The sequence below is a fragment of the Mucilaginibacter sp. UYP27 genome, from assembly GCF_040547175.1.
Taxonomy (GTDB): domain Bacteria; phylum Bacteroidota; class Bacteroidia; order Sphingobacteriales; family Sphingobacteriaceae; genus Mucilaginibacter.
In genome coordinates, this window is the sequence record NZ_JBEPPE010000001.1 from 1,526,301 (window position 1) to 1,551,313 (window position 25,013).

At 44.1% G+C, this 25,013-nt stretch carries 22 protein-coding genes; 9 read left to right on the forward strand and 13 right to left on the reverse strand.

Annotation, left to right across the window (positions count from 1 at the left end):
- Positions 1 to 34: 34 nt before the first annotated feature.
- From ABIB39_RS06725 to ABIB39_RS06735, 3 genes are all read left to right on the forward strand, one after another.
- Complete coding sequence (locus ABIB39_RS06725; RefSeq protein ID WP_354428410.1) at positions 35 to 1,930, forward strand: DNA topoisomerase IV subunit B; 1,896 nt, start codon at positions 35 to 37, stop codon at positions 1,928 to 1,930.
- Between the two features lie 72 nt (positions 1,931 to 2,002).
- Entirely contained in the window at positions 2,003 to 2,497 is a 495-nt protein-coding gene (locus tag ABIB39_RS06730) for a cytidine deaminase (RefSeq protein WP_354428412.1), read from the forward strand.
- Positions 2,494 to 3,153 carry a GDSL-type esterase/lipase family protein gene (locus tag ABIB39_RS06735; protein ID WP_354428414.1) on the forward strand — a complete coding sequence of 220 codons (660 nt, stop codon included), beginning with the start codon at positions 2,494 to 2,496 and terminating at the stop codon, positions 3,151 to 3,153. Before ABIB39_RS06730 ends, ABIB39_RS06735 begins: the two co-directional genes overlap by 4 nt.
- Positions 3,154 to 3,350: 197 nt before the next feature.
- Here ABIB39_RS06735 and ABIB39_RS06740 read toward each other — a convergent pair whose 3' ends face one another.
- Entirely contained in the window at positions 3,351 to 3,776 is a 426-nt protein-coding gene (locus tag ABIB39_RS06740; RefSeq protein WP_354428416.1) for a nuclear transport factor 2 family protein, read from the reverse strand.
- 172 nt (positions 3,777 to 3,948) lie between these two features.
- Here ABIB39_RS06740 and ABIB39_RS06745 point away from each other — a divergent pair, with 172 nt between their 5' ends.
- Positions 3,949 to 4,464 carry a YdeI/OmpD-associated family protein gene (locus ABIB39_RS06745; protein ID WP_354428417.1) on the forward strand — a complete coding sequence of 172 codons (516 nt, stop codon included), beginning with the start codon at positions 3,949 to 3,951 and terminating at the stop codon, positions 4,462 to 4,464.
- 9 nt (positions 4,465 to 4,473) lie between these two features.
- Here ABIB39_RS06745 and ABIB39_RS06750 read toward each other — a convergent pair whose 3' ends face one another.
- Positions 4,474 to 4,827 (reverse strand): hypothetical protein, encoded by a 354-nt coding sequence (locus ABIB39_RS06750; protein WP_354428419.1) that lies wholly within the window; start codon positions 4,825 to 4,827, stop codon positions 4,474 to 4,476.
- A 146-nt stretch (positions 4,828 to 4,973) separates the two neighbouring features.
- Here ABIB39_RS06750 and ABIB39_RS06755 point away from each other — a divergent pair, with 146 nt between their 5' ends.
- Both ABIB39_RS06755 and ABIB39_RS06760 read left to right on the forward strand, forming a co-directional pair.
- Positions 4,974 to 7,796: a DNA gyrase/topoisomerase IV subunit A gene (locus tag ABIB39_RS06755; protein ID WP_354428420.1), complete on the forward strand. Its 2,823-nt coding sequence runs from the start codon at positions 4,974 to 4,976 to the stop codon at positions 7,794 to 7,796.
- A gap of 14 nt (positions 7,797 to 7,810) precedes the next feature.
- Complete coding sequence (locus ABIB39_RS06760) at positions 7,811 to 9,649, forward strand: glycoside hydrolase family 35 protein (RefSeq protein WP_354428421.1); 1,839 nt, start codon at positions 7,811 to 7,813, stop codon at positions 9,647 to 9,649.
- A 104-nt stretch (positions 9,650 to 9,753) separates the two neighbouring features.
- Here ABIB39_RS06760 and ABIB39_RS06765 read toward each other — a convergent pair whose 3' ends face one another.
- The 7 genes from ABIB39_RS06765 to ABIB39_RS06795 all read right to left on the reverse strand — a co-directional run bounded on the left by ABIB39_RS06765 (position 9,754) and on the right by ABIB39_RS06795 (position 16,843).
- Positions 9,754 to 10,092: a hypothetical protein gene (locus tag ABIB39_RS06765; RefSeq protein WP_354428422.1), complete on the reverse strand. Its 339-nt coding sequence runs from the start codon at positions 10,090 to 10,092 to the stop codon at positions 9,754 to 9,756.
- A gap of 81 nt (positions 10,093 to 10,173) precedes the next feature.
- Complete coding sequence (locus ABIB39_RS06770; RefSeq protein ID WP_354428424.1) at positions 10,174 to 11,040, reverse strand: aldose 1-epimerase family protein; 867 nt, start codon at positions 11,038 to 11,040, stop codon at positions 10,174 to 10,176.
- Between the two features lie 34 nt (positions 11,041 to 11,074).
- Positions 11,075 to 13,516 (reverse strand): alkaline phosphatase family protein, encoded by a 2,442-nt coding sequence (locus tag ABIB39_RS06775; protein WP_354428425.1) that lies wholly within the window; start codon positions 13,514 to 13,516, stop codon positions 11,075 to 11,077.
- A 62-nt stretch (positions 13,517 to 13,578) separates the two neighbouring features.
- Positions 13,579 to 14,391, reverse strand: coding sequence for a 5'-nucleotidase, lipoprotein e(P4) family (locus tag ABIB39_RS06780; protein WP_354428427.1), 813 nt, complete (start codon positions 14,389 to 14,391; stop codon positions 13,579 to 13,581).
- Positions 14,392 to 14,409: 18 nt separating this feature from the next.
- Positions 14,410 to 14,955, reverse strand: a complete 546-nt coding sequence (msrA, locus tag ABIB39_RS06785) for a peptide-methionine (S)-S-oxide reductase MsrA (protein ID WP_354428429.1) — start codon at positions 14,953 to 14,955, stop codon at positions 14,410 to 14,412.
- 52 nt (positions 14,956 to 15,007) lie between these two features.
- Positions 15,008 to 15,766 carry a LytR/AlgR family response regulator transcription factor gene (locus tag ABIB39_RS06790; RefSeq protein ID WP_354428430.1) on the reverse strand — a complete coding sequence of 253 codons (759 nt, stop codon included), beginning with the start codon at positions 15,764 to 15,766 and terminating at the stop codon, positions 15,008 to 15,010.
- A gap of 6 nt (positions 15,767 to 15,772) precedes the next feature.
- A complete protein-coding gene (locus ABIB39_RS06795) occupies positions 15,773 to 16,843 on the reverse strand; it encodes a sensor histidine kinase (protein ID WP_354428431.1) in 1,071 nt (356 codons plus the stop codon).
- A gap of 295 nt (positions 16,844 to 17,138) precedes the next feature.
- Here ABIB39_RS06795 and ABIB39_RS06800 point away from each other — a divergent pair, with 295 nt between their 5' ends.
- On the forward strand, positions 17,139 to 17,516 hold the full coding sequence (locus ABIB39_RS06800) for a T9SS type A sorting domain-containing protein (RefSeq protein ID WP_354428433.1): 378 nt from the start codon (positions 17,139 to 17,141) through the stop codon (positions 17,514 to 17,516).
- A 349-nt stretch (positions 17,517 to 17,865) separates the two neighbouring features.
- The gene (locus ABIB39_RS06805) at positions 17,866 to 18,375 is read left to right on the forward strand and encodes a hypothetical protein (RefSeq protein ID WP_354428435.1); all 510 of its coding nucleotides are present in this window, start codon (positions 17,866 to 17,868) and stop codon (positions 18,373 to 18,375) included.
- A gap of 63 nt (positions 18,376 to 18,438) precedes the next feature.
- Here the strand turns inward: ABIB39_RS06805 and ABIB39_RS06810 are convergent, their stop codons facing one another.
- Both ABIB39_RS06810 and ABIB39_RS06815 read right to left on the reverse strand, forming a co-directional pair.
- Positions 18,439 to 20,778, reverse strand: coding sequence for a M1 family metallopeptidase (locus ABIB39_RS06810; protein ID WP_354428437.1), 2,340 nt, complete (start codon positions 20,776 to 20,778; stop codon positions 18,439 to 18,441).
- Entirely contained in the window at positions 20,775 to 21,365 is a 591-nt protein-coding gene (locus ABIB39_RS06815) for a HupE/UreJ family protein (RefSeq protein ID WP_354428439.1), read from the reverse strand. Before ABIB39_RS06815 ends, ABIB39_RS06810 begins: the two co-directional genes overlap by 4 nt.
- A 66-nt stretch (positions 21,366 to 21,431) precedes the next feature.
- On the opposite strand from ABIB39_RS06815, the gene ABIB39_RS06820 reads away from it, so the two are divergent.
- Positions 21,432 to 21,905: a DUF6702 family protein gene (locus tag ABIB39_RS06820; protein ID WP_354428440.1), complete on the forward strand. Its 474-nt coding sequence runs from the start codon at positions 21,432 to 21,434 to the stop codon at positions 21,903 to 21,905.
- A gap of 5 nt (positions 21,906 to 21,910) precedes the next feature.
- On the opposite strand, the gene ABIB39_RS06825 is transcribed toward ABIB39_RS06820, so the two are convergent.
- Positions 21,911 to 23,194, reverse strand: coding sequence for an IPT/TIG domain-containing protein (locus tag ABIB39_RS06825; RefSeq protein WP_354428442.1), 1,284 nt, complete (start codon positions 23,192 to 23,194; stop codon positions 21,911 to 21,913).
- A 92-nt stretch (positions 23,195 to 23,286) separates the two neighbouring features.
- Positions 23,287 to 24,897 (reverse strand): bacillithiol biosynthesis cysteine-adding enzyme BshC, encoded by a 1,611-nt coding sequence (gene bshC, locus ABIB39_RS06830; protein WP_354428444.1) that lies wholly within the window; start codon positions 24,895 to 24,897, stop codon positions 23,287 to 23,289.
- Positions 24,898 to 25,013: the final 116 nt, after the last annotated feature.

Sequence of the window (25,013 nt, forward strand, 5' to 3'; positions counted from 1 at the left end):
GGGCTGAATCAGCACCAAAACATTTGATCTTAACATGGCAGAAACAGTAAATTATGATGATGATAGTATCCGGTCGTTAGACTGGAAGGAACACATCCGCTTAAGACCGGGTATGTACATTGGTAAGCTGGGCGATGGCTCGGCTTATGACGATGGCGTATATGTGTTGCTAAAAGAGATCATTGATAACTCGATAGATGAATTTGTGATGGGATCTGGCCGTACCATTGAGGTAAGCATGAGCGACCACAAAGTGTCTGTTCGTGATTATGGCCGCGGCATCCCATTGGGCAAAGTGATAGATTGTGTATCTAAAATTAATACGGGTGGTAAATATGATAGTAAGGCCTTCCAAAAATCGGTAGGGTTAAACGGAGTGGGTACTAAGGCGGTTAACGCTTTGTCGGGCTCGTTCACTGTACAATCATACCGTGATGGCCGTACTAAAATTGCCGAATTTGAGAAAGGCGAACTGATTCGTGATGAGCCTGAAAAGGAAACCTCACAACGTAATGGTACCGCTATTAATTTTATCCCCGATGAAAGCATCTTCCGCCATTATCGCTTTATCCCCGAGTTTGTAGAGAATATGATCTGGAACTATGTGTTCCTGAATGCAGGTTTAACGTTAAACTTTAACGGGCAAAAATATTTATCAGAACGCGGCCTGTACGATTTATTAGTACGTAATGCCGATGCCGAGAACCTGCGCTACCCCATCATTCACCTTAAAGGGGAGGATATAGAAATAGCGATGACGCACGGCCAATCTTACGGTGAAGAATATTACTCATTTGTAAACGGCCAGCATACCACACAAGGTGGTACGCACCAGGCAGCCTTCCGAGAGGCGGTGGTGAAAACCATCCGCGAGTTTTATAAAAAGGAGTTTGACGCATCGGATATCCGTGCGTCTATCGTAGCCGCTATCGCGATAAAAGTACAGGAGCCGGTTTTTGAATCGCAAACAAAAACCAAACTGGGTTCGCAAAACATTGGCCCGGAAGGTCCTTCGGTACGTGGTTTTATAAACGATTTCCTGAAAAAGGAGCTTGATAACTATCTGCACAAAAATCCTGTTGCTGCCGATGCCTTGCTGAAACGCATCCTGCAATCGGAGCGTGAGCGCAAGGATATTGCGGGCATTAAAAAACTGGCTAATGATCGCGCCAAAAAAGCATCGTTACACAACCGCAAACTGCGCGATTGTAAACTGCACTTTGATGATAACCACGAGCGCAGGCAGGAAACTACTCTGTTTATTACGGAGGGTGATTCGGCCAGCGGATCTATTACCAAATCGCGGGATGTGCAAACCCAGGCAGTATTTAGTTTAAAGGGTAAGCCGCTAAACTGCTTCGGGCTGACCAAAAAAGTGGTTTACGAAAACGAGGAATTTAACCTGTTGCAACACGCGCTAAATATCGAGGACGGTATAGATGGATTGCGTTACAACAATATAGTAGTGGCAACTGATGCCGATGTGGATGGAATGCACATCAGGTTATTGCTGATGACGTTTTTCCTGCAATTCTTCCCCGACCTGGTGAAGGCCGGGCACGTGCATATCCTGCAAACTCCGCTGTTTAGGGTACGTAATAAAAAGCAAACCATATACTGTTACAGTGATGAAGAGCGCCGTAACGCCATAGCCAGCCTTGGCGTTAAGCCCGAGATAACCCGGTTTAAAGGTTTGGGAGAGATCTCGCCCGATGAGTTTGGGCTGTTTATTGGTAAGGACATCAGGTTAGACCCCGTGTTCCTGAAAGATGCCAACATCAAAGCCCTGCTGGAGTATTTTATGGGCAAGAATACGCCAACCCGCCAGCAGCATATTGTAAATAACCTACGGGTAGAGAAAGATGACGAAAGCGTAAACCCGCTGTTAGCCGAAAATCTGGATGAAGTTGAATTGCCGGTAGCGGTGTAAGTTTTGATATTAAAAAAATAAGCCCTAACTTGTATCCCCCAATCTTTTCAGGTTGGGGGATTCTTATTTACCATGACAGAACACGATATCAAAGTATCTTTTAAAGAATACGATACCATCACCGAACTAAATAGCACAGACCAGGCCCTATGTGCCCAAGCTGTAAAAGCCATGGCAACATCGCATTCGCCGTACTCAAAATTTAGGGTGGGGGCAGCGCTGCAATTGCGAAGCGGTAAAATTATCCATGCCAGTAACCAGGAGAATGTAGCTTACCCATCCGGTCTGTGTGCCGAGCGGGTTGCGCTGTTCCATTGGGGTGCCGGCCATGCTGATGACCCTATTGTAAGTATGGCAGTTACCGCGCATACAAATGATTTTGCGTTGTTGAAACCCGTTACCTCATGTGGTGCCTGCCTGCAGGTAATGGCCGAAGTGGAGAAAAGGCAAAACAGTCCGTTACGGGTGTTGTTATACTGCATTGACGGGCCTGTGTGGGTTATTGATGATGTAAAAAGCATGATGCCTTTTATGTTTTTTGAAGAACGTTTAGTACAACCGGTATGAAGATCAGGATCATTTTACTTTTAGTTTTAGCAACATTTGGTGTAAATGCCCGCGCGCAAACAGGTTTCCTATTCGATAACGAGATTCGCGATTTTAAACATCAGGACAGCCTTAAGATGCCCGCCAAAAACGGGATCCTGTTCATCGGCAGTTCATCTATCCGTAAATGGACAGACATGGAGCAACGCTTTAGCGATAAGCCGATCATCCGCCGTGGCGTTGGCGGTTGTACCATAGAGCAATTGGTAGATTACTATATGCCGTATATCATGTACCCGTACCACCCGCGCAAGATCTTTATCTATGCCGGCGAGAACGATATCGCCGCAGGCAAAACCGGTAAATTCACTGCCCGCGAGTTTTACAAACTTTGGGCGATGATCAAACAAAACTTGCCCAATGCCGAGATCTATTTTATGGCTATAAAGCCAAGCCCAAGCCGTGCCAAGTATTTATCTGAGGTTAGGATAGCCAACGGCCTGGTGCGCGATTTTATTAGGAACCGCAAGAAAACGCACTATGTTGATGTAGCCTCAGCTATATTAGACCCTACAACCAAAATGCCGGATACTACCTTGTTTGAAAGCGATATGCTGCACCTAAACAGCAATGGATATGATAAATGGCAGGCGGTTTTATTGCCATTGGTGAAGTAATCCAATTTTTAATATCCAACACCAAATGTTGAATTTCAAATAATGAAGTGGAAAACTTCGATATTGGACATTCAAAATTCATCATTCGAAATTTTTTTAAAGCTCCCTCTCCTTTGGAGAGGGCTGGGGAGAGGCCCATAAGAAAGGCCCCCCGATATACTGGGGAGCCCGTCACACTCAAACACTAAAACTAAGTATTATTTAAAAACGCTGTACACGTTGGTGATCTTCCAGCCGGTGCCGGTGTTGGCTATGGTTACATAGTTGCTGCGGGTAAAGTGGTCAAATTTCATATCCACTTTCACAACGGCTCTATCGGTGCCATTCTCTACTATCTGTGTGTTGGTGATACAAGCCTGCTCTACATTTTTCTCGCCTTTTAAAAAGTCGGTCATTTCTTTTTTATTGAAGCTTAACACCGTATTGCCGCGTTGGATATCAAACTTTGCAGATTGATCTAACACCTGGCTAAAGTTGCTTACACGGCCGCGGGTCATGGCATCAACATACGTATTTATGGCGTGGGTTTTTGTTAAATATGCGTCGGGCACATCGCTGGCTTTTACAAAGCTGCAAGTTGCTAATAGGGCAAGGCCAAGGGTAACTGATTTTAACGTTTTCATGATTGATGTAAATAAGGTTGTTATTAATTTGTGTTTTGTAATTGATGAAACCGATCAGTTAATTTCTGTATATAAGATGCAAGCCAATGTCAATTAGTTACACGTGCAAATGTTAAATCTGGGTATTTAACAATCATTTAACATTTGGGTACCGAAAGGATATATTTGACTGATGATTGATTTTACCACCATAATGCGGCAATACGGCGAGAACGGTGACAAAACGGGCTGGACTTTTGTAATTGTTCCGTCTGATGTGGCGCAACAGATATTGCCCGGTAACAAAAGATCAATGAGGGTACGCGGCTGGCTGGACGAGTACCCTGTTGCGGGGATGTCGTTGATGCCGGTGGGCGGGGGCGATTCTATACTGGCTTTAAAGGCGGAGATTCGTAAAGCCATCCGTAAAGAAAGCGGTGCTATGCTGCGTTTGCGGCTGGAGCATGATAAAGATTTTAAAATTGAGATTCCTGACGATCTGCAAGAGTGTTTCGATTATGAACTGCCGGAAGCATTTGCCTATTTTGATAGTTTGTCAAAATCGCATCAGGGATATTTCATTAAATGGATCACCGATGCTAAAACGGTAGAGACCCGCGCCAGTCGTATAGCTAAAACCCTTAGTGCGGCCGTACGGCGGATGGATTACGGGGCGATGCTGAGGGAGCAGAAGAAGTTGCGGGAATAAAAAAGCATTTTAAATATTGTACAGGTTCTTCACCAAATTGTACATCTTTTTAGTGCCCCCTAAAATACCTGACCAACCTCTGTTATTTCCATCTGCAAAATACGCTTCACTTAATTCGTCTAAGTGATTGTAATATTTTATCTTGACCCATTTGTTGATGAAATCCCGGCCTTGTTTACCGTATGAAATTTCAAGTATCTTTTTGATTTTTATATTGGTCTCGCCTCCTTCAAAAGTTATCCCGTCTGCATAAAAACATAAAGTTCCTATATCTTTCATTGCCATAACTTGAAAATCTTTCCAAGTGTTTTTAGATGGTAAAAACCATACATTTATCAGCTGATTTAAACGGTTGTCTATCATTTTAGTATATCAATAAGCCTGTTAAAGTTATCAACTGAAACTGTCATTAACAAGTGTTGAAATGTGTATAAAATTTGCTTATTAGCATATTCCCGCATCTGCACATTTCCCTATCTTTACCCATCCATAATTTTTTTAGCTACAGAATGAGCGACGATCTGAACACTCCCGATACTCCTGAAAATAATAACGAAGAAAATAAGCTTAATAAAGTCACTTCTCTTGATGGCCTATACGAAAATTGGTTCCTGGATTATGCATCCTATGTAATACTTGACCGTGCCGTTCCCCACTTAAACGATGGTTTAAAACCCGTACAGCGCCGTATCCTGCATTCGCTTAAAGAGATGGACGACGGGCGTTTCAACAAAGCCGCCAACGTAATAGGTAACACCATGAAATATCACCCGCATGGTGATGCGTCTATTGGTGACGCCATGGTGCAGATAGGTCAAAAAAACCTGCTGATAGATTGCCAGGGTAACTGGGGCGACCCTATAACCGGCGACTCGGCAGCTGCTCCACGTTACATCGAGGCGCGCCTTTCTAAATTTGCGCTGGATGTTGTTTTTAATGCGGATACCACCGTTTGGCAGGCCAGCTATGACGGCCGTAACCGCGAGCCTATAACGCTTCCTGTTAAGTTCCCGCTATTGCTTGCACAGGGTGCCGAAGGTATCGCGGTGGGTTTGGCTACCAAGATCTTACCACATAACTTTATCGAGCTGATAGATGCCTCTATAGCGGTTTTAAGTGGCAACAGGCCAAACTTGCTGCCCGATTTCCCTACCGGCGGTATGGCTGATGCATCGGCATATAACGAAGGCCAGCGAGGGGGTAAAGTTCGTGTACGTGCTAAAATTGTTGAGCGCGATAAAAAGACGCTTACCATCACCGAGATTCCTTTCACCACTACTACAGGCGGGCTTATTGATAGTGTAATATCTGCTAATGATAAAGGTAAGATCAAAATAAAAAAGATAGAAGATAACACCGCGCAGGATGTAGAGATCGTCATCCACCTGGCGCCGGGCATTTCGCCCGATGTTACCATTGATGCGCTTTACGCCTTTACTGATTGCGAGGTATCTATATCGCCGAATACCTGTGTAATACAGAACGACAAGCCGCGCTTTATGAGCGTGAACGATATGCTTACAGAAAGCACTTTCTTCACTAAAGAATTGTTGAAGCAGGAGCTGGAGATAAAGCTAAAGGAACTGATGGAGAAGATCTTCTTCAGTTCGTTACTCAAGATATTTATCCAGGAAGGGATGTACAAACATCCAGACTATGAGCAATCTTCAGACTTTGAAGGTGTGTTGATAGTGTTGAATAAGTTGTTTGAGCCATTCTTCCCACAGTTCTACCGCGCCATTCTGCCCGAGGATTACAAAAAACTGATAGATAAACCGATGAGCAGCATCACCCGTTTTGATGTGAAGAAAACGGATGAGCAGATCAAGGCTTTGGAAGCCGAAATAAAAACGGTTAAAAACCACTTAAAACACCTTATCGATTATACTATAGCATGGTTTGAAAAACTACGGGAAAAGTATGGTAAGGATCGGGGCCGTAAAACCGAGCTGCGTACGTTTGACAGGGTAGAAGCCTCGCAAGTTGCCTTAGCCAACGTTAAACTATATGTAAACCGCGAGGACGGTTTCATTGGCTCGGGATTAAAGAAAGATGAGTTTGTGTGCGACTGTTCGGATATCGATGAGATCATCGTGTTCCGTGGCGATGGCAAGTTTGTGGTGACCAAAGTGCAGGACAAGGTTTTTGTTGGTAAGGATATTGAGCACGTTGCAGTATTTAAAAAGAACGATGAGCGTACCGTTTATAACATGATTTATAAAGACGGACAAACCGGTGTAAGTTATATCAAACGTTTCTCGGTAACGGGCGTAACCCGCGATAAGGAATATGACCTAACCAAAGGTGGCAAAGGCTCTAAAACGCTGTATTTTACCGCCAATCCTAACGGAGAAGCCGAAGTAGTTAACATTCAGCTGAAACCGCATCAAAAGCTAAAAAAACTACAGTTCGACGAGGATTTTGCAGCGCTGGCCATAAAAGGCCGTGCATCTATAGGGAACATGGTTACCAAATATCCGGTTAAAAAAGTGACCCTGAAAAGTAAGGGCATCTCTACACTGGCAGGTCGTAAGATCTGGTACGATGACATCCTTAAACGCCTGAACGCTGATGGCCGCGGTAAATACCTTGGCGAGTTTGACGGCGACGACCGCATCCTTAATGTATTAAGCAATGGTAACTACGAGTTGACCAATTTTGACCTTAACAATCACTTTGATGATAAGATGATCGTTATTGAGAAATATGACCCCGCTAAGGTGTTTGCAGTTGTGCATTATGATGGTAAATCGAAGAACTACATGGTGAAACGCTTCGTGTTCGAGAATACGGTAATAGGTAAACAAACCAGCATTATTAGCGACGAAAGTGGTTCTAAATTGGTATTGATATCCGGCGCAGCCCAACCAATTGTGAAAATTGAGCAACTGAAAGGTAAAGGTCTTATCCCCGAGGAGGCCGACCTAAACCTTACCGACCTGATAGATGTGAAAGGTATGAAAGCCATGGGTAACCGCTTATCGGTACACCAAATAAAAAGTGTGGAGCTATTGGCCGAGCATGACGATGAAAGCGATGTGCCCGACCCTGCACCGGATTCTGTTGAAGATACCGAGATCACGATTACTGGAGACGATAAAGAGGTGACAGATACCGCACCGGCAGCAACGATAGTGGCTGCCCTGCAATCTGAACCAAAGAATCCCGTTATAGAAAAACCGGTTGAGCCAAAACCCGAAAAATCTGTGGAATCCAAAGAAGAACCGGTGAAATCAAAACCTGAAGAATCGCCAAAGAAAAAAATAGATTTCGAGATAACCAACCCGGATGACATAGATATGGACGATAAGGGCCAACTGGGATTATTTTAATATGTGAGAAGGCTATGTTGAAAAGGATCTTAATTTATTGCGCCCTAATGTTCGGTGGCGTTACGGTGGTTAACGCGCAGGAAGTAAATCACACCTTCGCCCTTGGCGATACCGATTTTTTGCTGGATGGTAAGCCCCTGCAAATGATATCGGGCGAGATGCATTATACCCGTATCCCGCGCGAGTACTGGCGAGAACGTATGAGAATGGCGAAAGCCATGGGCTTAAATACCATTGGTACCTATGTTTTTTGGAACGCGCATGAACCCGTGCAAGGCAAATATGATTTTACAGGTAACAACGATATTGCCGAATTTGTACGCATAGCCAAAGAAGAAGGCCTGTGGGTGGTGATGCGACCAAGCCCCTATGTTTGTGCCGAATGGGAATTTGGCGGCTACCCATGGTGGCTGCTAAAGGATAAAAACCTGAAGGTGCGCAGTAAAGATCCTGCCTTTATTAATGCCTATCGTAATTATATGATGGAGGTTGGTAAGCAATTGGCACCGCTGCAGGTAAACCATGGCGGTAACATCCTGATGGTGCAGATTGAGAACGAATATGGTTCGTTTGGTAACGATAAAGAGTACCTGGCGCAAAACGAAAAGATCTTCCGCGAGGCGGGTTTTGATGGTTTGTTGTTTACCTGCGATGGTCCCAGCCAGATGCCTGCCGGTTATTTGCCGGGATTTTTGCCTGCCGTAAACGGCGAGGATAATCCTGCCAAAGTAAAAGAACTGATCAATAAATATCATAACGGTAAAGGCCCGTATTACATAGCCGAATGGTACCCGGGCTGGTTTGATAGCTGGGGCAAACCGCACAGCGGCAGTAACGCCGATGAAGATGCCAAAAAGCTGGACGAGATATTATCGGCTGGTATATCCATCAATATGTATATGTTTCATGGCGGTACCACGCGCGATTTTATGAATGGCGCCAACATGAGCCGTACCGAAGCGTATGCGCCTCAAACATCCAGCTACGATTATGATGCCCCGCTTGATGAAGCCGGCAACCCAACGCCAAAGTACTACAAATTAAGAGCAGTAATTGCCAAACACCTGCCTGCCGGGCAAACCCTGCCGGATGTTCCCGAGCGTAAGCAGCGTACCTTTGGTTTAGAGGTGATCAAATTTAGCGGGGTAGCAAATCTGTTCAACAATTTGGGTAAACCTGTCGAGGCCGAGAGGCCTATGAGTTTTGAAGATCTTGACCAAGGATATGGTTTTGTATTATACCGTACTACTTTGGCAAACGCCGCAAATGGCTTACTTAAAATAAAGGAGCTGCGCGATTATGCTACCGTTTACCTCAATGGCAAACGCATCAGCGTATTAGACCGCCGTTTAAAGCAGGATTCGTTGCAATTGGATAATCCCACTGCGAATAGTGTGTTGGATATTTTAGTAGAGAACAATGGCCGCATCAACTACGGCTCATATTTGACTGATAACCGCCAGGGAATTACCGAAAAAGTAACGCTAAACGGACAAGAATTACTTGGGTGGAAAATGTACCGGTTCCCGTTTAGCACAACAGCAGGGCTTAAATATATGCCTGCCCAAAATCAGCAGGGCGAATTACAACCCGCATTGTACCGCGGCACGTTCTCGTTGCGCGGAGTGGTAGATACCTATTTGGATATGAAAAGCTTTGGTAAAGGCTTTGTATTTATCAATGGACATAACCTGGGCAAGTATTGGAACATTGGCCCGCAGCAAACTTTATATGTACCTGCCGCGTGGTTAAAAAAGGGCGTGAATGAAGTAGTGGTGTTCGATCAAATAAAAGGCGGTCATACCGAGTTGTCTACGTTTGACCACTCGGTATTAAATGAGGTTATGAAATAAGATGTCATGGTGTCGAACTATTAGCATGGGATAACATCCTGTAAAGCAACAAAGGGCACCATATTGGCGCCCTTTGTTGCTTGTAAGTGTTTTTATATTGCTGATTACAGGATCAGGATCAATACTAAGATGACGATGATAATTGCACCAATTGAAAGGTAAACACCACCGGCACCCATAGCCTGGGCTTCATGTTTAAGGTCTTTTAGTTCTGTTTTTAATTCTTTTTTCTCTGTTTTGTTTAACTGAGATTTATCCATTGCTTTGATCTCGTTAACACGCATTTTAATTTCTTCAACACGGGCCACTTTCTGCTCTTTGGTCATATTTGCAGCAGCTTCTTTGTAAACGTCTTTTTTGCCGTTAAGGGTTGCAGCATTACTGTTAAAGGCAGCTACAGTCAGTAGCATCGTCATGGCGATTAGATAAATTTTCTTTTTCATAGTTGTAGTTGTAAATAGTTTATTTTACAGATAAGCTTGAAAACGAACCAAATGGTTTAAAAACTATAAAATAATTGTTAATTAAATACTGATGTAAAACGATGCCTCAAAAACATGGCCCACAACAACCCTCTGTATGTTCTCTTTTACGGTTATATCTTTTGGCCCGTCGGCACTGTCGGCACAGCCCAGCCAAGGTTCAATGCACAAGAAATCGGCACCCGGCTTGCTCCATAAGCCAAGGTAATTAAAATGCGGAAACTCTACTGATAAAGTTTGATCATGCCTGGTGCTTTTAATCGTTACCATGCGCGATTTCAAGTTCTTAAACACCAGTGCATCCGCGGCAAACAGATCGCGGGTTAACGGGAGTTGTTTATTTGGCGTTGGCACGGGGTGTGAGTTGCCGTTAAAATGGCCATCCTTATTAAGCTCGTGGCTAAGCAAGTGTTCCTGAACCTCAAACTCAATATAATAATCTTCATATTTTTCGCCGGCATTAAACGGAACGTTAAACGCCGGGTGCCCGCCTACCGAAAAGTAAACAGGTTTTTTATCGCGGTTAATCAATTTATAAGTTATCCGCAGCGCGTTATCTATTAACGTGTACAGAACCTGAAAATCAAATTTATAAGGGTAAACAGCAAGTGTTTTCTCCGAATTGGGTAACGAGAAACCTGCATGCACATCATCGCTTTCCAAAACAATAAACTCTGAAGTACGCGCAAAGCCATGCCTGCTCATGGGGTAGGTTTGGCCGTTCACATGCAACTCGTTATTAAGTAAACCGCCCACAATAGGGAACAGGTTTGGCGCGTGGTAACCCCAAACATCCGGGTTGGCCTGCCACATTTGTTCAACACCGGTTTCTTTGTTTAGTAATGAGCTTAGCTGTGCACCTTTGCTGTCAATGGTAATTTTCAGAAATTCGTTCTCGAGGATGGTCATGCGTTGTGATTTTGGTACAGGCTAATTTAACAACTTAATCGTCGTCGTGTTTCTTTTTCTCCAAAATAACAAAGGCGCTCCGTTTAGGTGCAGGCATTATTGCGTCCTCTCCTTTAACAGATTTCCATACAACTTCATTCAGGTCAAGGTCGGGTGCTGTATCTGCTTCCTTTAAATTAAATGCTGCCGATCTGGCGCTGCTTTTATTAACTGCCACATTTCGTTTTTCAAGGTCAACTTCTGCCGGTTTAGCGGTATATGGCTGTAGGTTAGGAGTAGCGGTAAAGCAATCGTACAACGGCATTGCTGCTGCATCGTACTGGCTCATTGGCGGCAGGCCCAAAATCAATTCTATAGTGCGCAATACGCCGGATGTGGAGTACATATTATGATTAACCATGTTGCGTTTAACATATGGCCCTGCAACAAAAACAGGCGAGCGATGCGCATCTATATGATCGGGCCCGTTTTGGGCATCATCTTCCAGGATAAACACTACCGATTCTTTCCAGATGCTGCTCTTAGATAAATGTTCCAGGAATTGCCCAATGGCAAGATCGTTATCACCCACGCATGCTATAGGGGTGTATGCGCCCTTTTTTTGCCCGCTTGTATGGTCGTTAGATATGCGGATGCTGTTAAACTGCGGCACCGCGCTAATGGTTAACAACGAGTCGAAATCGTGTTTCCATGCAGCTACCCGGGTAACGTCCTTAACATCCATATCAAACCCCGGCGACTGCTTGCAATAATGGCCCTCAAGCGATTTTAAGCTTGCCTTTGAATGTTCGCCATCGGTAACAAACTCCCCATAAGTACGGTAACTTACCCCGGCGCGTTTACAATAATCCCAGATATACCCATCGCGCGGGTACGCGATCTTGCGGGTGCCTTCATAATCGTAGGTGCCCCCGCGGCCGCCATAACTTGTTGGCCAGGTTTTTTCGGTATAGTCTGTGGCATAAGCGGCCATACTCCAGTTGTGCCCGTCGGCACTCACCTCGGCGTCTACATAAAAGTTGTCCATCAACACAAACTCATTTGCAATTGCATGGTGGTTTGGTGTTACCTGTTTGCCAAAAATGCATAACGAAGTATCGCCGTTGCCAGCTGTAACATCGCCCATTACCTGGTCATAAGTACGGTTTTCTTTTATAATATAAAACACATGCTTAATGGGCGAGATCTGACCCTTACGGCGAGGAATAGGATTGTTTTTTTCTCCATTTGCCAAAGCTGCAATTTTATTGTTGAAAGGCGTATTAGCATAAACCTGTTTGGTGTATAGTTTTAGTAGGGCTTCATTGGGTGCGTCGATAAATGATAATGTGCCCTTAAATAGTCCCCCTATATATTGTTCGCGGCTGTTGGTGGCCCCGGTTTGGTAACCGCTGTTATCAATCTTTTTAACAGGTTGCGGCCCTTTTGGGTTAGGCATCGAGCTGAAGCCTTTGCCGTTGGATACAAGGATTTTTTTATTTAAGACCTTAACATTGGTAGGGTACCAGCCTACAGGGATAAAGCCCAGGCTTTTGCTGTTACCGGGGTTAGATACGTCAAAAACGGCCAGGCAATTGTTATCGGCATTGGCTATATAAATTGTTTTTTCGTTGGCAGATAGGGCAAAGCCGTTAGTGGTTGAGCCGGTTAAATGCGTAGGGTACAATGATGTGGCTACTGTTTCTAATATTTTGTGGGTAACAGTGTTGATAACCGAAACTGAATTGTCATTAGCGTTTGCAACAAACAGCAGCGAGCCTTTTTTATTTAACAACAGTTCGTTTGGGTGGCTGCCTGTTTTAGCAAAGGTTAACTTTTGATCGACGACGTTATAAAACGCTACTTTATCACCTCCCCATAACGAGATGTAAAGGGTGTTCCCATCGGGGGATAAAATACAGCTGTAAGCTTCGGCAGTTAATTTTATTTTGTGTATGATAGATTTGTCGGCAGGGTTGATCACGTATAGCGAACTGTCTTCTTTAGTTACAGTATATAATCGGGTATTCGCTTTATTTACAGCGATGCCAGTAGGGCATATTTTGTTTACCGGCCAGGTGCTGCCCAGTTTTATGGTATCGGGCACTCCTAATTTGTTGTTATTAAGATGAAAGGTAAGGATGCAATTATCGTTGCCGCCCGATGCATATAATGTTTTTTCATCGCTGCTGAAGGCTATGCCATACCAGGATTTTTTTAATTCCTGCTGATCGAGGACCTTTTCGTTCCGTGGATCTATTAGTTGGAGCGATTGTGTGCTTTGGCCATTGTTGGTTACCGCCAGCAATTTTCCGGAGGCCGACAGTTGAATGTTAAGCGGTAGGTCGCCTAATGGCAGCGAACGGCCAGCAGGGCTCAGTTTCCATCCGTTTGGCAAAAGTAACTGGCCGTTTGGCTTTTTGCCCGGTTTGGTTTGAGCAAATGCGGTAATGGCGAACGCAACGATTAAGGTGCTAAGAATAATTTTTTGTTTCATACAACTGCGGTGTGCCCAAAAGTACGTAACGCGTCGGCAAAAGAATAGGGCTTAACAAAAACTTAATATTGCTTATCCAACTTAACTTTCGCCCGGATGATAGAATCTTTTTGAGCGCCGGTAAGCTTGTAATTATAGTTGAACAACGCGCCCTCAAAATCGCCGTACGATGGGTTAGGGATGACGATGTATTTATTACCGAACTCTTTTTTCAATAAATCGGTAGTAACCTGGCGGTTGGTTTCGTTGGGTTTGTTGTCGTACAGTTTATCAAAATCGGGCAGGTTATCGCCGCATAGGAGTACGATATTGTAGTTGCTTAATACTTGCTGGCGGCGGCCCTCTTTACTTGATATGGTTTGGCGTAAAAATACATGCCCGTTATCGGTATTCGGCATGTTGTAACGTTGCAGGTTTTTGATGGTCGCTACGCGCTCGTCCTCATCGCGGTTGGTAATGTAAAATACTGCTACCCCTTTCGAAGCTGCATATTTAAAAAACGCTGGTGCACCGGGCACCGTATCAGCTAAAGCTTTATTGGTCCAGGCTTTCCATGTTTCAGCTGCAAACTCCTGGTTATTGGCGGCCCGCATGGCGTCGTAAGGGCTGTTATCTAAAACGGTTTCATCAATATCGGTTATAACAGCCAGCGGTTTACTGCCGGGGTTTTTGAGTGACTCATCCAATCGCCATTTGGCCGTATTGTATGCCTGGAAACAAAGCGCTTTATATTCTGCCGCACGCTGCTGCCAAACCGAGGCCCAAACCTTGCCATTGTTAGCGATCAAAGCAGCAGTGCTTTCGGTTTTCTTTGGAGCGGAGCAAGCCGCTAATAAGATAGCGCAGGCCAACACTGCGGTCAGTGATCTTTTCATGTAAATGCGTTTACCCGGTTACAAAAGCTCAGGCTTTATTTTATCGGTAAATTCCTTTACAAACTTATTTAATTTGGGCTGTATCACCAAGGCGCAGTACGGTTTCAAAGGGTTAACATTATAATAGTTTTGATGGTGATCTTCGGCCTTGTAAAATTCGCCTGCGGGGGTAATTTCTGTTACAATCGGTTTATCAAACACATTTTCTTCCTTCAACTTTTTGATCATCGCTTCGGCATGCTGCTTCTGTTCATGGGTATGGTAAAATATGGCCGACCTATATTGCGTGCCCATATCATTGCCCTGGCGGTTTACCAATGTTGGGTTATGCGTTTTAAAGAAAATCAGCAACAACTCATCAAACGAAAGTTCGCCTGCATCATAGGCAACTTCTACAGCCTCGGCGTGACCTGTATTGCCGTTACAGAGTTCCATATAGGTTGGGTTTACGGTATGCCCGCCTGTGTAACCCGAAGCCACAGATATTACTCCCTTTAAATGCTGGAAAATGGCTTCGGTACACCAAAAGCACCCGTTACCAAATGTAATCTTCTGAATGTTCATCGGTTATTAAACGATGACTACAAGGGTTTAGTTTAGAAATAACCAGTGAGCATCACACCCACTTACTCAAAAACTTACTAAACTCATCTTTATATTGATCGCCAACCGTGATGTTGATCTTGCCGATATGCAGGGCGTTGCGCGTGATGGAATTGATCTTATCCAATGATACGATGTAGGAGCGGTGCACCCGCATAAAGCGTTTGGCAGGCAGTTTTTCTTCAAGGGCTTTTAGGCTACTAAGTGTAAGTATGGCCTTCTCGGTGTCTTTCAGGAAGATCTTTACATAATCCTTCAGGCTTTCCATGTATAAAATATCTTTGAGGGCTATGCGTACCAACTGGTACTCTACTTTTACAAATAAGTAATCGTCTTCCACACGTTCGGGGGCAACTGCAGTTGATTCTGCCACAGCCGGTGCTGCATTTGATTTATGCACCAGTTCCACATAGGCTAAAGCCTTATTTGCCGCATGTAAAAACTCTTCGTAATTAAAAGGTTTCAGCAGGTAATCAAGGGCATCTACCTTATAACCTTCCAATGCAAATTGGTTATATGCTGTTGTGAAAATAATGCGGGGTTTGTTTGGCCCGCGGCTATCCAGCACACGGGCCAGTTCTATTCCATTTAAGTTGGGCATTTGGATGTCCAAAAATATCAGGTCTACCTTATGCTCCTGCAAGCCACCCAAAGCTTCAACCGCGCTGCCGTAACGGCCGGCCAGGTTAAGGAACGGGGTTTGCTCAATAAAAGCGCAGATGAGACCAAGGGCTAAAGGCTCGTCATCAACAGCAATACAATTTATAGTCATAATGGGTTACAAATTGATGATTAAGTTTACAATATACATATTGGTTTCGGTAGTGTCATCTACCTTTAAAGTGTACTTGCCGGGGTAAAGCAAGTCTAACCTGCGAATGGTATTATTAAGGCCGATGCCCTGGTTCTCTTCTATATTGGTGCCCTGTGTTTTGTAAATGCCATTCTTCACCATCAGGCATACCTGGTTATCGTTTTGCTCTATAAACACATCAATAACGCTTGGTTTGGTGTCGCTTACGCCGTGTTTAAAGGCATTTTCTACAAAAGTGAGGAACAGCATTGGCGCTATGGCAAAGTCCTTCAACGCGGCCGGGGTTATAAAATTCACCGTTACCCTTTCGGTTAAGCGCAGTTGCATCAGGCTGATATAATCTTTTATAAAGGCAATTTCCTGGCTTAGTAACGCGGTGCTGTTTTGGGTATCGTAAAGTACATAACGCATCATGCGCGAGAGCTGGTGAATAGCAGTGCGGGACGTTTCTACGTTAACTACTGTAAGCGCATAGATATTATTAAGGGTGTTGAAAAAGAAGTGCGGGTTTATCTGTGCCTTTAAAAATGATAATTCCGAACTTATCTTCTCCTGTTCCATTTCCTGGTGGCGCTGTTTATCGCGTTGCCATATCTGGGTAGTGGTTATACTGGTACTGATGCCCAACACCAATGCCGATACAGCTAATGTAATAATATCATAGCCCTGCCTGCGTTCGCCTCGTTTTGGCGGCCCATGTTTCATAAAGGCCTCGGTCAACAAACGGCCCAATTCCAGGTATTTATCAAACCAACTGGTTAATACCATTATAATAGCTATAGTTAAGGCTATTAACATAAAGTAGATGCCCGTTTGGTTCTTTAATAAAAACCGCGGTACAAAAAGGTAGGCATTTAAATAGTAGGATATTATCAGCAAAAAGAAAACGAAGAATTGCTTTAACCAAAACTGGTAAGGCACATCAATGTTCCAACCAAGGGGCTGGTTAAATAACAGCACAATGCCCAGCACCACCCATATAAGCGTTTGTATAAGGATGTTAACCAGTTTGCTTTTAGATCGTTGAAACGTCATTTCCCTTTGGTTTATAATTGACAGGATATCACAATATTACAAATGATATGGCCATAATGCCAATTAAAATCTACAGGCAGCTATAGTTTACCGATGGACGGCCAATTTTGACAGGTGTACTGCTAACCACTACTTTTCTCGACCCGAAAATACTTTTTACCGTCCCGGATTCACCCTTCATCTACTTGTTTTGGCCCGCGGTCTATTGCGTTTTTTTAGTTGCGTAAAACGCTGTTCCTTTGAGTATTGAAAGTCAATAACAAAAAGTAAAAACATAATTTAAAACGAAAACATCATGAAAAAGTCATTCACATTAGCAGCACTATTATTAGTAGTAACAACAGGTTTATTTGCAGCAAGCCCCGCCAAAACATTCAACAACGATGGTGGCGATAATGGCACCGTGGTTATCCAGGCCATGCGTACCGCTTTAGGTTTTGGCATATCTATCCAAAACCCGGCAAGGGCAACCGTTACCATTACCGATAAAAACAACCAGGTGATTTTGCTTGATAACCTGGGTAAAGGCAAATCGGTAGAGAAGGCCTACAACCTGTCTGAACTGGAGAACGGTAATTACACGTTAACCGTTAATAACAATAAATCAACCGTTACCAAACAACTGCACGTTTACGAAGAATACGGTAACAAAGCTTACCTTTTTGTACAGTAACAATACAGGTAGTATGAACGCTTCCCGATACAGTGGGAGGCGTTTATACTACCTATTATCTCAACGGCTAAAAATAGCCGTTCGTCTATGTTTGCTGCCCCGCGGTCTATCGCGTTTTGGTATCGTTTGCTAAAAATATTCCTTTGTGTGCCGCCGGTATGCAGATATTAAAATGCAGACCGGTTAAGATTTAGCAGGGGGCATAAAGGTTTCTTTAGTGAGATTTAGTTAACCTTTGTGCCCTGCTGCTTTTGTAAATGTGAGCTAAGTAATTATAAATTAAACTGTGGCATAGTTTGTGTGCCCACCTTGGGAGCATATATTCTTATAATTAAAGCATTTACACACTATGAAATTTATTAAGACGTTGATCCTATCAGCAATAGCAATGGGTACTGTAGCAGTTAGCTCATGTACAAAAGACGATAACAAAGCAACAGCATCGGGAACAATTACAGCAACTATCGACGGAAAAGTAACCACTTTTGATAAAAATTTAGTAGGTGGAACCAGCACAGTTAACAGCAATACTTTTACAAGCATACAAGGCGATGACGATGCAGGTAATAACCTGTCAATTACTGTAGTCGGAGTACTAACGCCTGGTAAAATATTTAAATCAAACGATGCTAACGAGCAAAACAGGCCTATCGTTATTTACACAGCCGTAAACAATGATAGCTATGTAAATGATGATAACGCTGTATCTAATATTGTGACAGTAGCAGTATCTGCAGCAGCTTCAAACAATATAGAGGGTACATTTAGCGGCGGGCTTACCACACTTGTAGTTGGTAACGGCACAGCAAAAACTAAAACTGTTACCAATGGTAAGTTTAATGTAGCACTTACTAACTAAGCAATGCAACGTTGTTACGAATAATATAAAAAAGCCTCCCGGTATTCGGGAGGCTTTTTTATATTATTGCGTGGTTTTCTTCGATTCCTGCATCGGGTTGGCGCCGCTGGTTGCGCCTCTTGGTAAGGTTTGCTGCTTAAACAACTCGAACCTGGTTGGCGCAAATTCCCTTGGCCAACTGTTATTGCCTTCGTCAATATCGGCGGTTTCGCGTTCAGGGTCAAGCTTAATGGAGCGCACTTCTTTATTCTTGGCGAACACCTTGGTTACTTTCTGCTCGTTATGGCGCCAGATATAGGCCGAGATCTTTTCGGTTTCTTTACTGCCATCGGCGTAGGTCCACTCTATAATCAATGGTGATACACAGCCGCCACGGTTGCTTAGGCTAAGCTCGTAAAAGAAGTTTTTGGTGTCGTACATTTTCTTCTCATCCGCGCTTAGGCCGTTGTACATGGCCTGGTAGCTTTGGGTAGTCATTGGCGTAGCGGCAAACCTATCCCATTTGCTGTAAAAGTCCTGCAGGGCGGTATCGGCCTCCACGGTAAATTTATCGCCCGCGGCTTTATTGCGTTTGTTGCTGATGTTCTCCATATTACGGTCGAACTGTGCACGATCAAACGTAGCTTCATTAGCCGGGTTTTTAGTGTTGATGCGATAGTACTTAACACTATCTAAGGATATGTCAACAGGGTCGGTACCGTAGAACCAGCCGCGCCAAAACCAATCCAGGTCTACTGCTGATGCATCTTCCATGGTGCGGAACAGGTCGGCAGGGGTAGGGTGCTTAAATGCCCAGCGGTGTGCATAGGTTTTAAAGGCGTAGTCGAAAAGTTCGCGGCCCATTACCGTTTCACGCAGGATGTTTAAGGCCGTTGCCGGTTTGGCATAAGCGTTAGGGCCAAAGCGGGTAATATTCTCCGAGTTGGTCATAATGGGCTCCAGCTCGTTTTTTGGCAACTTCATGTAATCAACAATTTTATAAGCCGGCCCACGCTGCGATGGGTAGTTAGGGTCCCAGGCTTGCTCGGTTAGGTACTGGCAAAAGGTGTTTAACCCTTCGTCCATCCAGGTCCACTGGCGTTCATCAGAGTTTACGATCATCGGGAAAAAGTTGTGCCCAACTTCGTGAATAATTACGCCTATCATGCCATTCTTGGTAGCCTCGCTGTAAGTTCCGTCCTTTTCGGTACGGCCATAGTTAAAGCAGATCATAGGGTACTCCATACCGTTTGATGCCTCGACAGAAATAGCCACCGGGTATGGGTAAGGGAAAGTGTGTTTTGAATAGGTGCGTACGGTATGCGCGACTACCTTGGTAGAATATCTACGGTACAAAGCATAAGCCTCGGGGCCGTAGTACGACATCGCCATTACTTTTTTGCCGCCATCAATTTGGGTAGACATGGCATCCCAAACTATCCGGCGCGAGCTTACCCAGGCAAAATCCCTTACGTTTTCTGCATGGAACGTCCATGTTTTGCGGGTAGTAGCGTGGCCTTTCATCAGTTGTTTAACCTCGTTTAGATTTACCACCTCAATGGGCTGTGTGGCGCTTTGCGCGTCGTTCCAGCGTTTTAGTTGTGCCGCGCTAAGGGTTTGCGCGTAGTTGCTGCACTGGCCGGTACCACCTACAACATGGTCGGCAGGTACGTTGATGTTCACTTTAAAATCGCCAAAGGTGAGGGCAAATTCGCCACGGCCTGTAAACTGTTTATTTTGCCATCCCTGGAAATCGCTATAAACAGCCATCCTTGGATACCATTGCGCCATGGTGTATGAGTAATTACCATCCTCGGGAAAGAACTCGTAACCACCGCGGCCTCCAATGGTTAGCCTGTCGCTGATGTTGTACCACCAAACCACTTTAAACTTAAATTTCTGGCCCGGCTGCAAAGTTGCAGGCAGTTCTACCCGCATCATGGTTTGGTTAATGGTGTAAGTAAGCGGGTTGCCGTTAAGATCTTTTATGCTTACAATATGGTTGCCCAGGTCCAGGTTATGGCCCATAATGCCCTGTAACTGGCGCATGCTCATTTTGCTTTGCATTTTGCTTTCGTCGAACTTTAGGTTCTCGGCATCTTTTTTATGCTCGTTCTCGTCAAGCTGTAACCAAAGGTAGGTAAGTGGGTCGGGAGAATTGTTGGTATAGGTAATGGTTTCTACCCCATCAAGGCGTTGCTTATCATCGTCAAGTTTGGCGGTTATCTCGTAATCGGCCTTTTGCTGCCAGTACTTTGGCCCCGGCGCGCCCGATGCCGAGCGGTACTCGTTTGGGTCGGTTATCATGGTGCCCAGTTGCTCAAACTTGTTGCCATGGTTAGAGCCGGGATTGTTTTCGTTTTGCGCTACCGCGGATGCAGAGGCGAACAGGCAAAGTGAAAGGAAGTAGTAAATTTTCTTCATCTGAATTTTATTAATACAAAGCGCTCGATGCACATAATGAAAGCTATCCCAAATATAGCTGATGAAAGGAACAACACCCAATCGCGGCGGGGCGTTTTTAGTAATTTTATGATTACATGGGCTAAAATAAGCACGGTAATCACAATTAGCACCTGCCCAAACTCCAACCCCACGTTAAAAGCGAACAGTTCGGCAGTGATATTGGTGCTGGTACCCAGCAGGCTTTTCAAATAATTGGAGAAGCCCAACCCGTGAATCAATCCAAACAATAAAGCCAAAATATAACTGAACCGTATAGTATTAGCAGACCGTTCTTTGTTAAGAATGTTCACCAAACTTGTAATTACGATGGTTACCGGGATCAGGAATTCGATAAATGAGGTGTTAACCTTCACCACACTGAGCACGCTTAATGCCAGTGTGATGGAGTGGCCAATAGTAAACGCTGTAACCAGTACCAGTACTTTGCGCCAGTCGGCAAGGAGGTAGGTGCCACAAAGGACGGTAACGAATAAGATATGGTCGTAACCCTGCCAATCGCAGATGTGTTGCCAGCCAAGCTGAAAGTATAAGCCAAAATCCTGCATGGATATTAATTAGCGATTAACAATAAAAATAGCGTTTTTTGCGTAAAGATATATTTTACAGGCAATATGCAGGCTTTATTCATTCTTTGGTTCGGGCTGTTCCACCCCTTTTATGTAAGCGTTACCGAAATAAAACACAACCCAAAAACACAAGCCGTTGAGGTAAGCTGCCGCATGTTTTATGACGACCTGGAGCATGCCCTGGAGAAAGATAATAAAGTAGCGCTTGATATTGTAAAGCCTAAAGATAAAGCCCAGCTTAACCGTTTCATTAACGAGTACATTAAAAAGCACCTCAGCATCCGCGCGGATGGGAAAGTTTTAAACCTGAGTTATGTAGGTTACGAGATCCAGGAAGATGGCGCCTGGGCTTACTTTGAAATAAAGGGCATACCATCCGTAAAAAAGATAGACATCCACGACGACCTGCTAAATTCCCTACATCCCGAACAGATCAACATGCTGCACGTAACCATTGGCGGCAACCGCAAAAGCACCAAGCTTGATGCGCCCGATGCGGATACAAGTTTTAGTTTTTAGGAGGATTACTGCAGACCGACTTTTAGTATTTTATTATTATATAAGTCTGCAATGTAGCACATACCTTGCTCATCTACAGTTATACCGTGAGGTACATATACAGCTCTCGCGTGTGTTGTTAAACTATTTGTAGTTTTATTGATGCCTGTTTCGGATATTACGGTTGTTACACCTGTAGAGCTAATTTTAATAACCTGGAGCTTTGTGTTTGTAATATATTTGTTCTCTTTGCTGTCTACAGCAATTCCCCCTAACCCATAGTAGTCAAAACCTGGTGTCGAAACATCTAATGGGGTAACAGCCTTCAAGTTGCTTATTTTATATGCTGTATTAACAGAGTAAGGATGGTCAGAATATGACATATCAGTCAAGTATATATTGTTTTCGTTATCAAGAGCTATTGTAGCAAGAACCCCCGTTTGTGCACCTGTTTGTAAATAAGTTGTAACCACTCCTGCAGCAGTTATTTTCCTTATAGTATTGTTATAACTATCGGTTACATACAGGTCGCCATTATCATTTACAGCAATCCCGCTCAGTTCACCAAATTGAGAAATATTCCCATTACCATCTGCATAACCCTTTATTCCGGTGCCGGCAACCGTAGTTACTACAGCATTTGGTGTGATTTTTCTTATAACACATCCGCTAACCTCGGTTACAAATAGATTTCCATTTTTATCGTTGGTTATACCTGAAGGATGGTTAAAACTTGCAGCAACGCCCGTTCCATCCTTTGAAGTCGCAATACCATCTCCTGCGAAAGTGGAGACTATCCCTTCTTTTGTTACTTTTCTAATCACATTGTTTAGCTGGTCTGCCACAAAAATATCACCAGCGGTAGTTACCGCTAAACTAACAGGATAATTAAATGATGCAGATTTTCCATCGCCATTTGTCATACCCTTTGTGCCATTTCCGGCCAATACAGTTGTAAGCTGCGTGTAATTGTACTTAAATGACGGGCCCGTTGCTGATTTCACACCATTAGTAACTTTAACTAAACCGGTGCCAGCGCTTAACGGTACGGTAACTTTCAATTGCTCAGTAGTGGCTGCCGCGATAACGGCTTGCTTGCCATTAAAAAGTACTTTATTGTTTAATGCTATGGCGCTAAATCCGCTGCCGTTTATTAGCACGGTATCGTTGTATTTCCCTTGAGTTGCACTTAAGGAGGTTATTACAACCTCATCCTGGACAGGTTTTACAGGCACTTCTGGTGTAACAGGAACAGGTTCTGTACGACTTTTTGAACAACTACTAAAAAATAGAGTTGTATATGTGAACACGGCAATAATTACAATAAATTTTAAACAAATTCGCATATATGCCACACTTATAGTTTGTTCTAAAGATAGTAAATTACAGTCGATATAATTTATTACTCTGTTAGTACCGTAAACTTAAAGTCGAGCGGTTCAAAATTGCGGATAAGTTCGTCTATAAATAGTTGGCCCCATTTTACATAGCTAAGGCCAAAATTTTCTGAACGTTCCTGTAAACTATTGTTGGGGAATATATCCGCTTTGATGGATTCTATCTGCTCCAGGCGGGTGTGGTAATTGCGTTTTTCGGCCTTTACCATCTTCTTTTGCAGGTTATCTATGGCGTGCTTTAATCGTGCCTGTACAGCCCCGGCCGATGGCTCGAGGGTTGGGTCTATTTTATGAGATCGGAGTTTTATCTTTTCGAAAACACGTTCCAGTTCGCGCCATTCTTCGGCGAGGGTAAGGTCATGGTTGCTGTGTTTTTTAACCCAGCCGTTTTTGATCTTGTCGGCACTTTTAAAGATCTCGGCGGGGGCAAGCTCCATGCCTTTTATCTTGGCGGCTGTTTCTTTGCGGATAACCAGGCCCGAGTTACGCAAAATCAGTATCGGGAAATCAACCGTATAATGGTCGAAATTTGATTTAAGCTCCAGCCAGTAAACCAGTTCGGCACCACCACCTACGTAAGCAATATTGGGTAGGATGCATTCCTGGTATAGCGGGCGCATCACTACGTTAGGGCTAAACCTTTCGGGCGCGGTTTTAATTTCTTGTTTTAATTCAGCCTCGGTAAAGCTGATATCGGTATTCATTACACTGTAGCGGTCGTTCTCGAAAACAAGGCGTTCGCGCAGGTTATCCTTCAGGTAAAAGAAGTTGATCTCTCGCGGATTTACCTGGATATGAACGCCAAGCTTTTGTAATTGCTCGTTGACGGCGGTAATATTTTTAAAGCTGTTTTGTTGGATGATATCCTGCTCGATGATGGGAGCGAAGGACTCTTTCAAGCGATGATCGTCGGCATCGATAATAACCAAACCATAACGGCCAAAAAGAGCGTTAACCAGGTAGCGGGTAGCATCAGCAAGGTGGTCGAATTTGGTGTAGGCGGTTTCTACCATTTCACCAAGTTCTGATGAGTGTCCATCTATGCCCAGCACACCTTTATATTGGTTAAGCGCCTGGCGCATGGTGTCCGGGTTGATACGCCCCGTAGCGCCCGAGGCTTCGTACCACCAGTGCACTTTTTTACCACCTATATTGGTGTAGTTTATCTCGGCAAAATCATGATCTTCTGATGCCATCCAGTAAACCGGGACAAAGTTTTTATCGGGATGAGCCTCCTTTAATTGCCTGCACAATTTTATAGCGGTAACTATTTTGTAAATAAAATAAAGAGGACCGGTAAATATATTAAGCTGGTGGCCGGTAGTAACGGTGTAAGTGTTGTCTTCCTTAAGTAATTCTATGCGTTTGCGGATGAAGTCCGCAGATTCTAATTCGGGTTCACCTTTTTGGGAATTGCCAAAGTATTGTTCAAGTAAAACTTGTGCTAAAAGCTCGCGGTTGGCAATAACTTTTTTGTGGTTAAAAAATTCCGCGAAACCTTCAAGGGTGGGGCGCTCGCCGTAAAATGACCTTAACTCCGGAACGTTTTCCAGGTAATCAATAACCGTTTGGGAAAAATACCCGGTGTCTTTATAGTCAATACAGGCTGCGTCCATTGCTTATTTGAATTTCGGATTATTGATTCACGGCGCATATTTACTCACCCGGTCATTGCTTCGCTCGACCACCCTCTCTTCGCTGCGCGGAAAGAGGGCTCTTGATTTTCTCACCC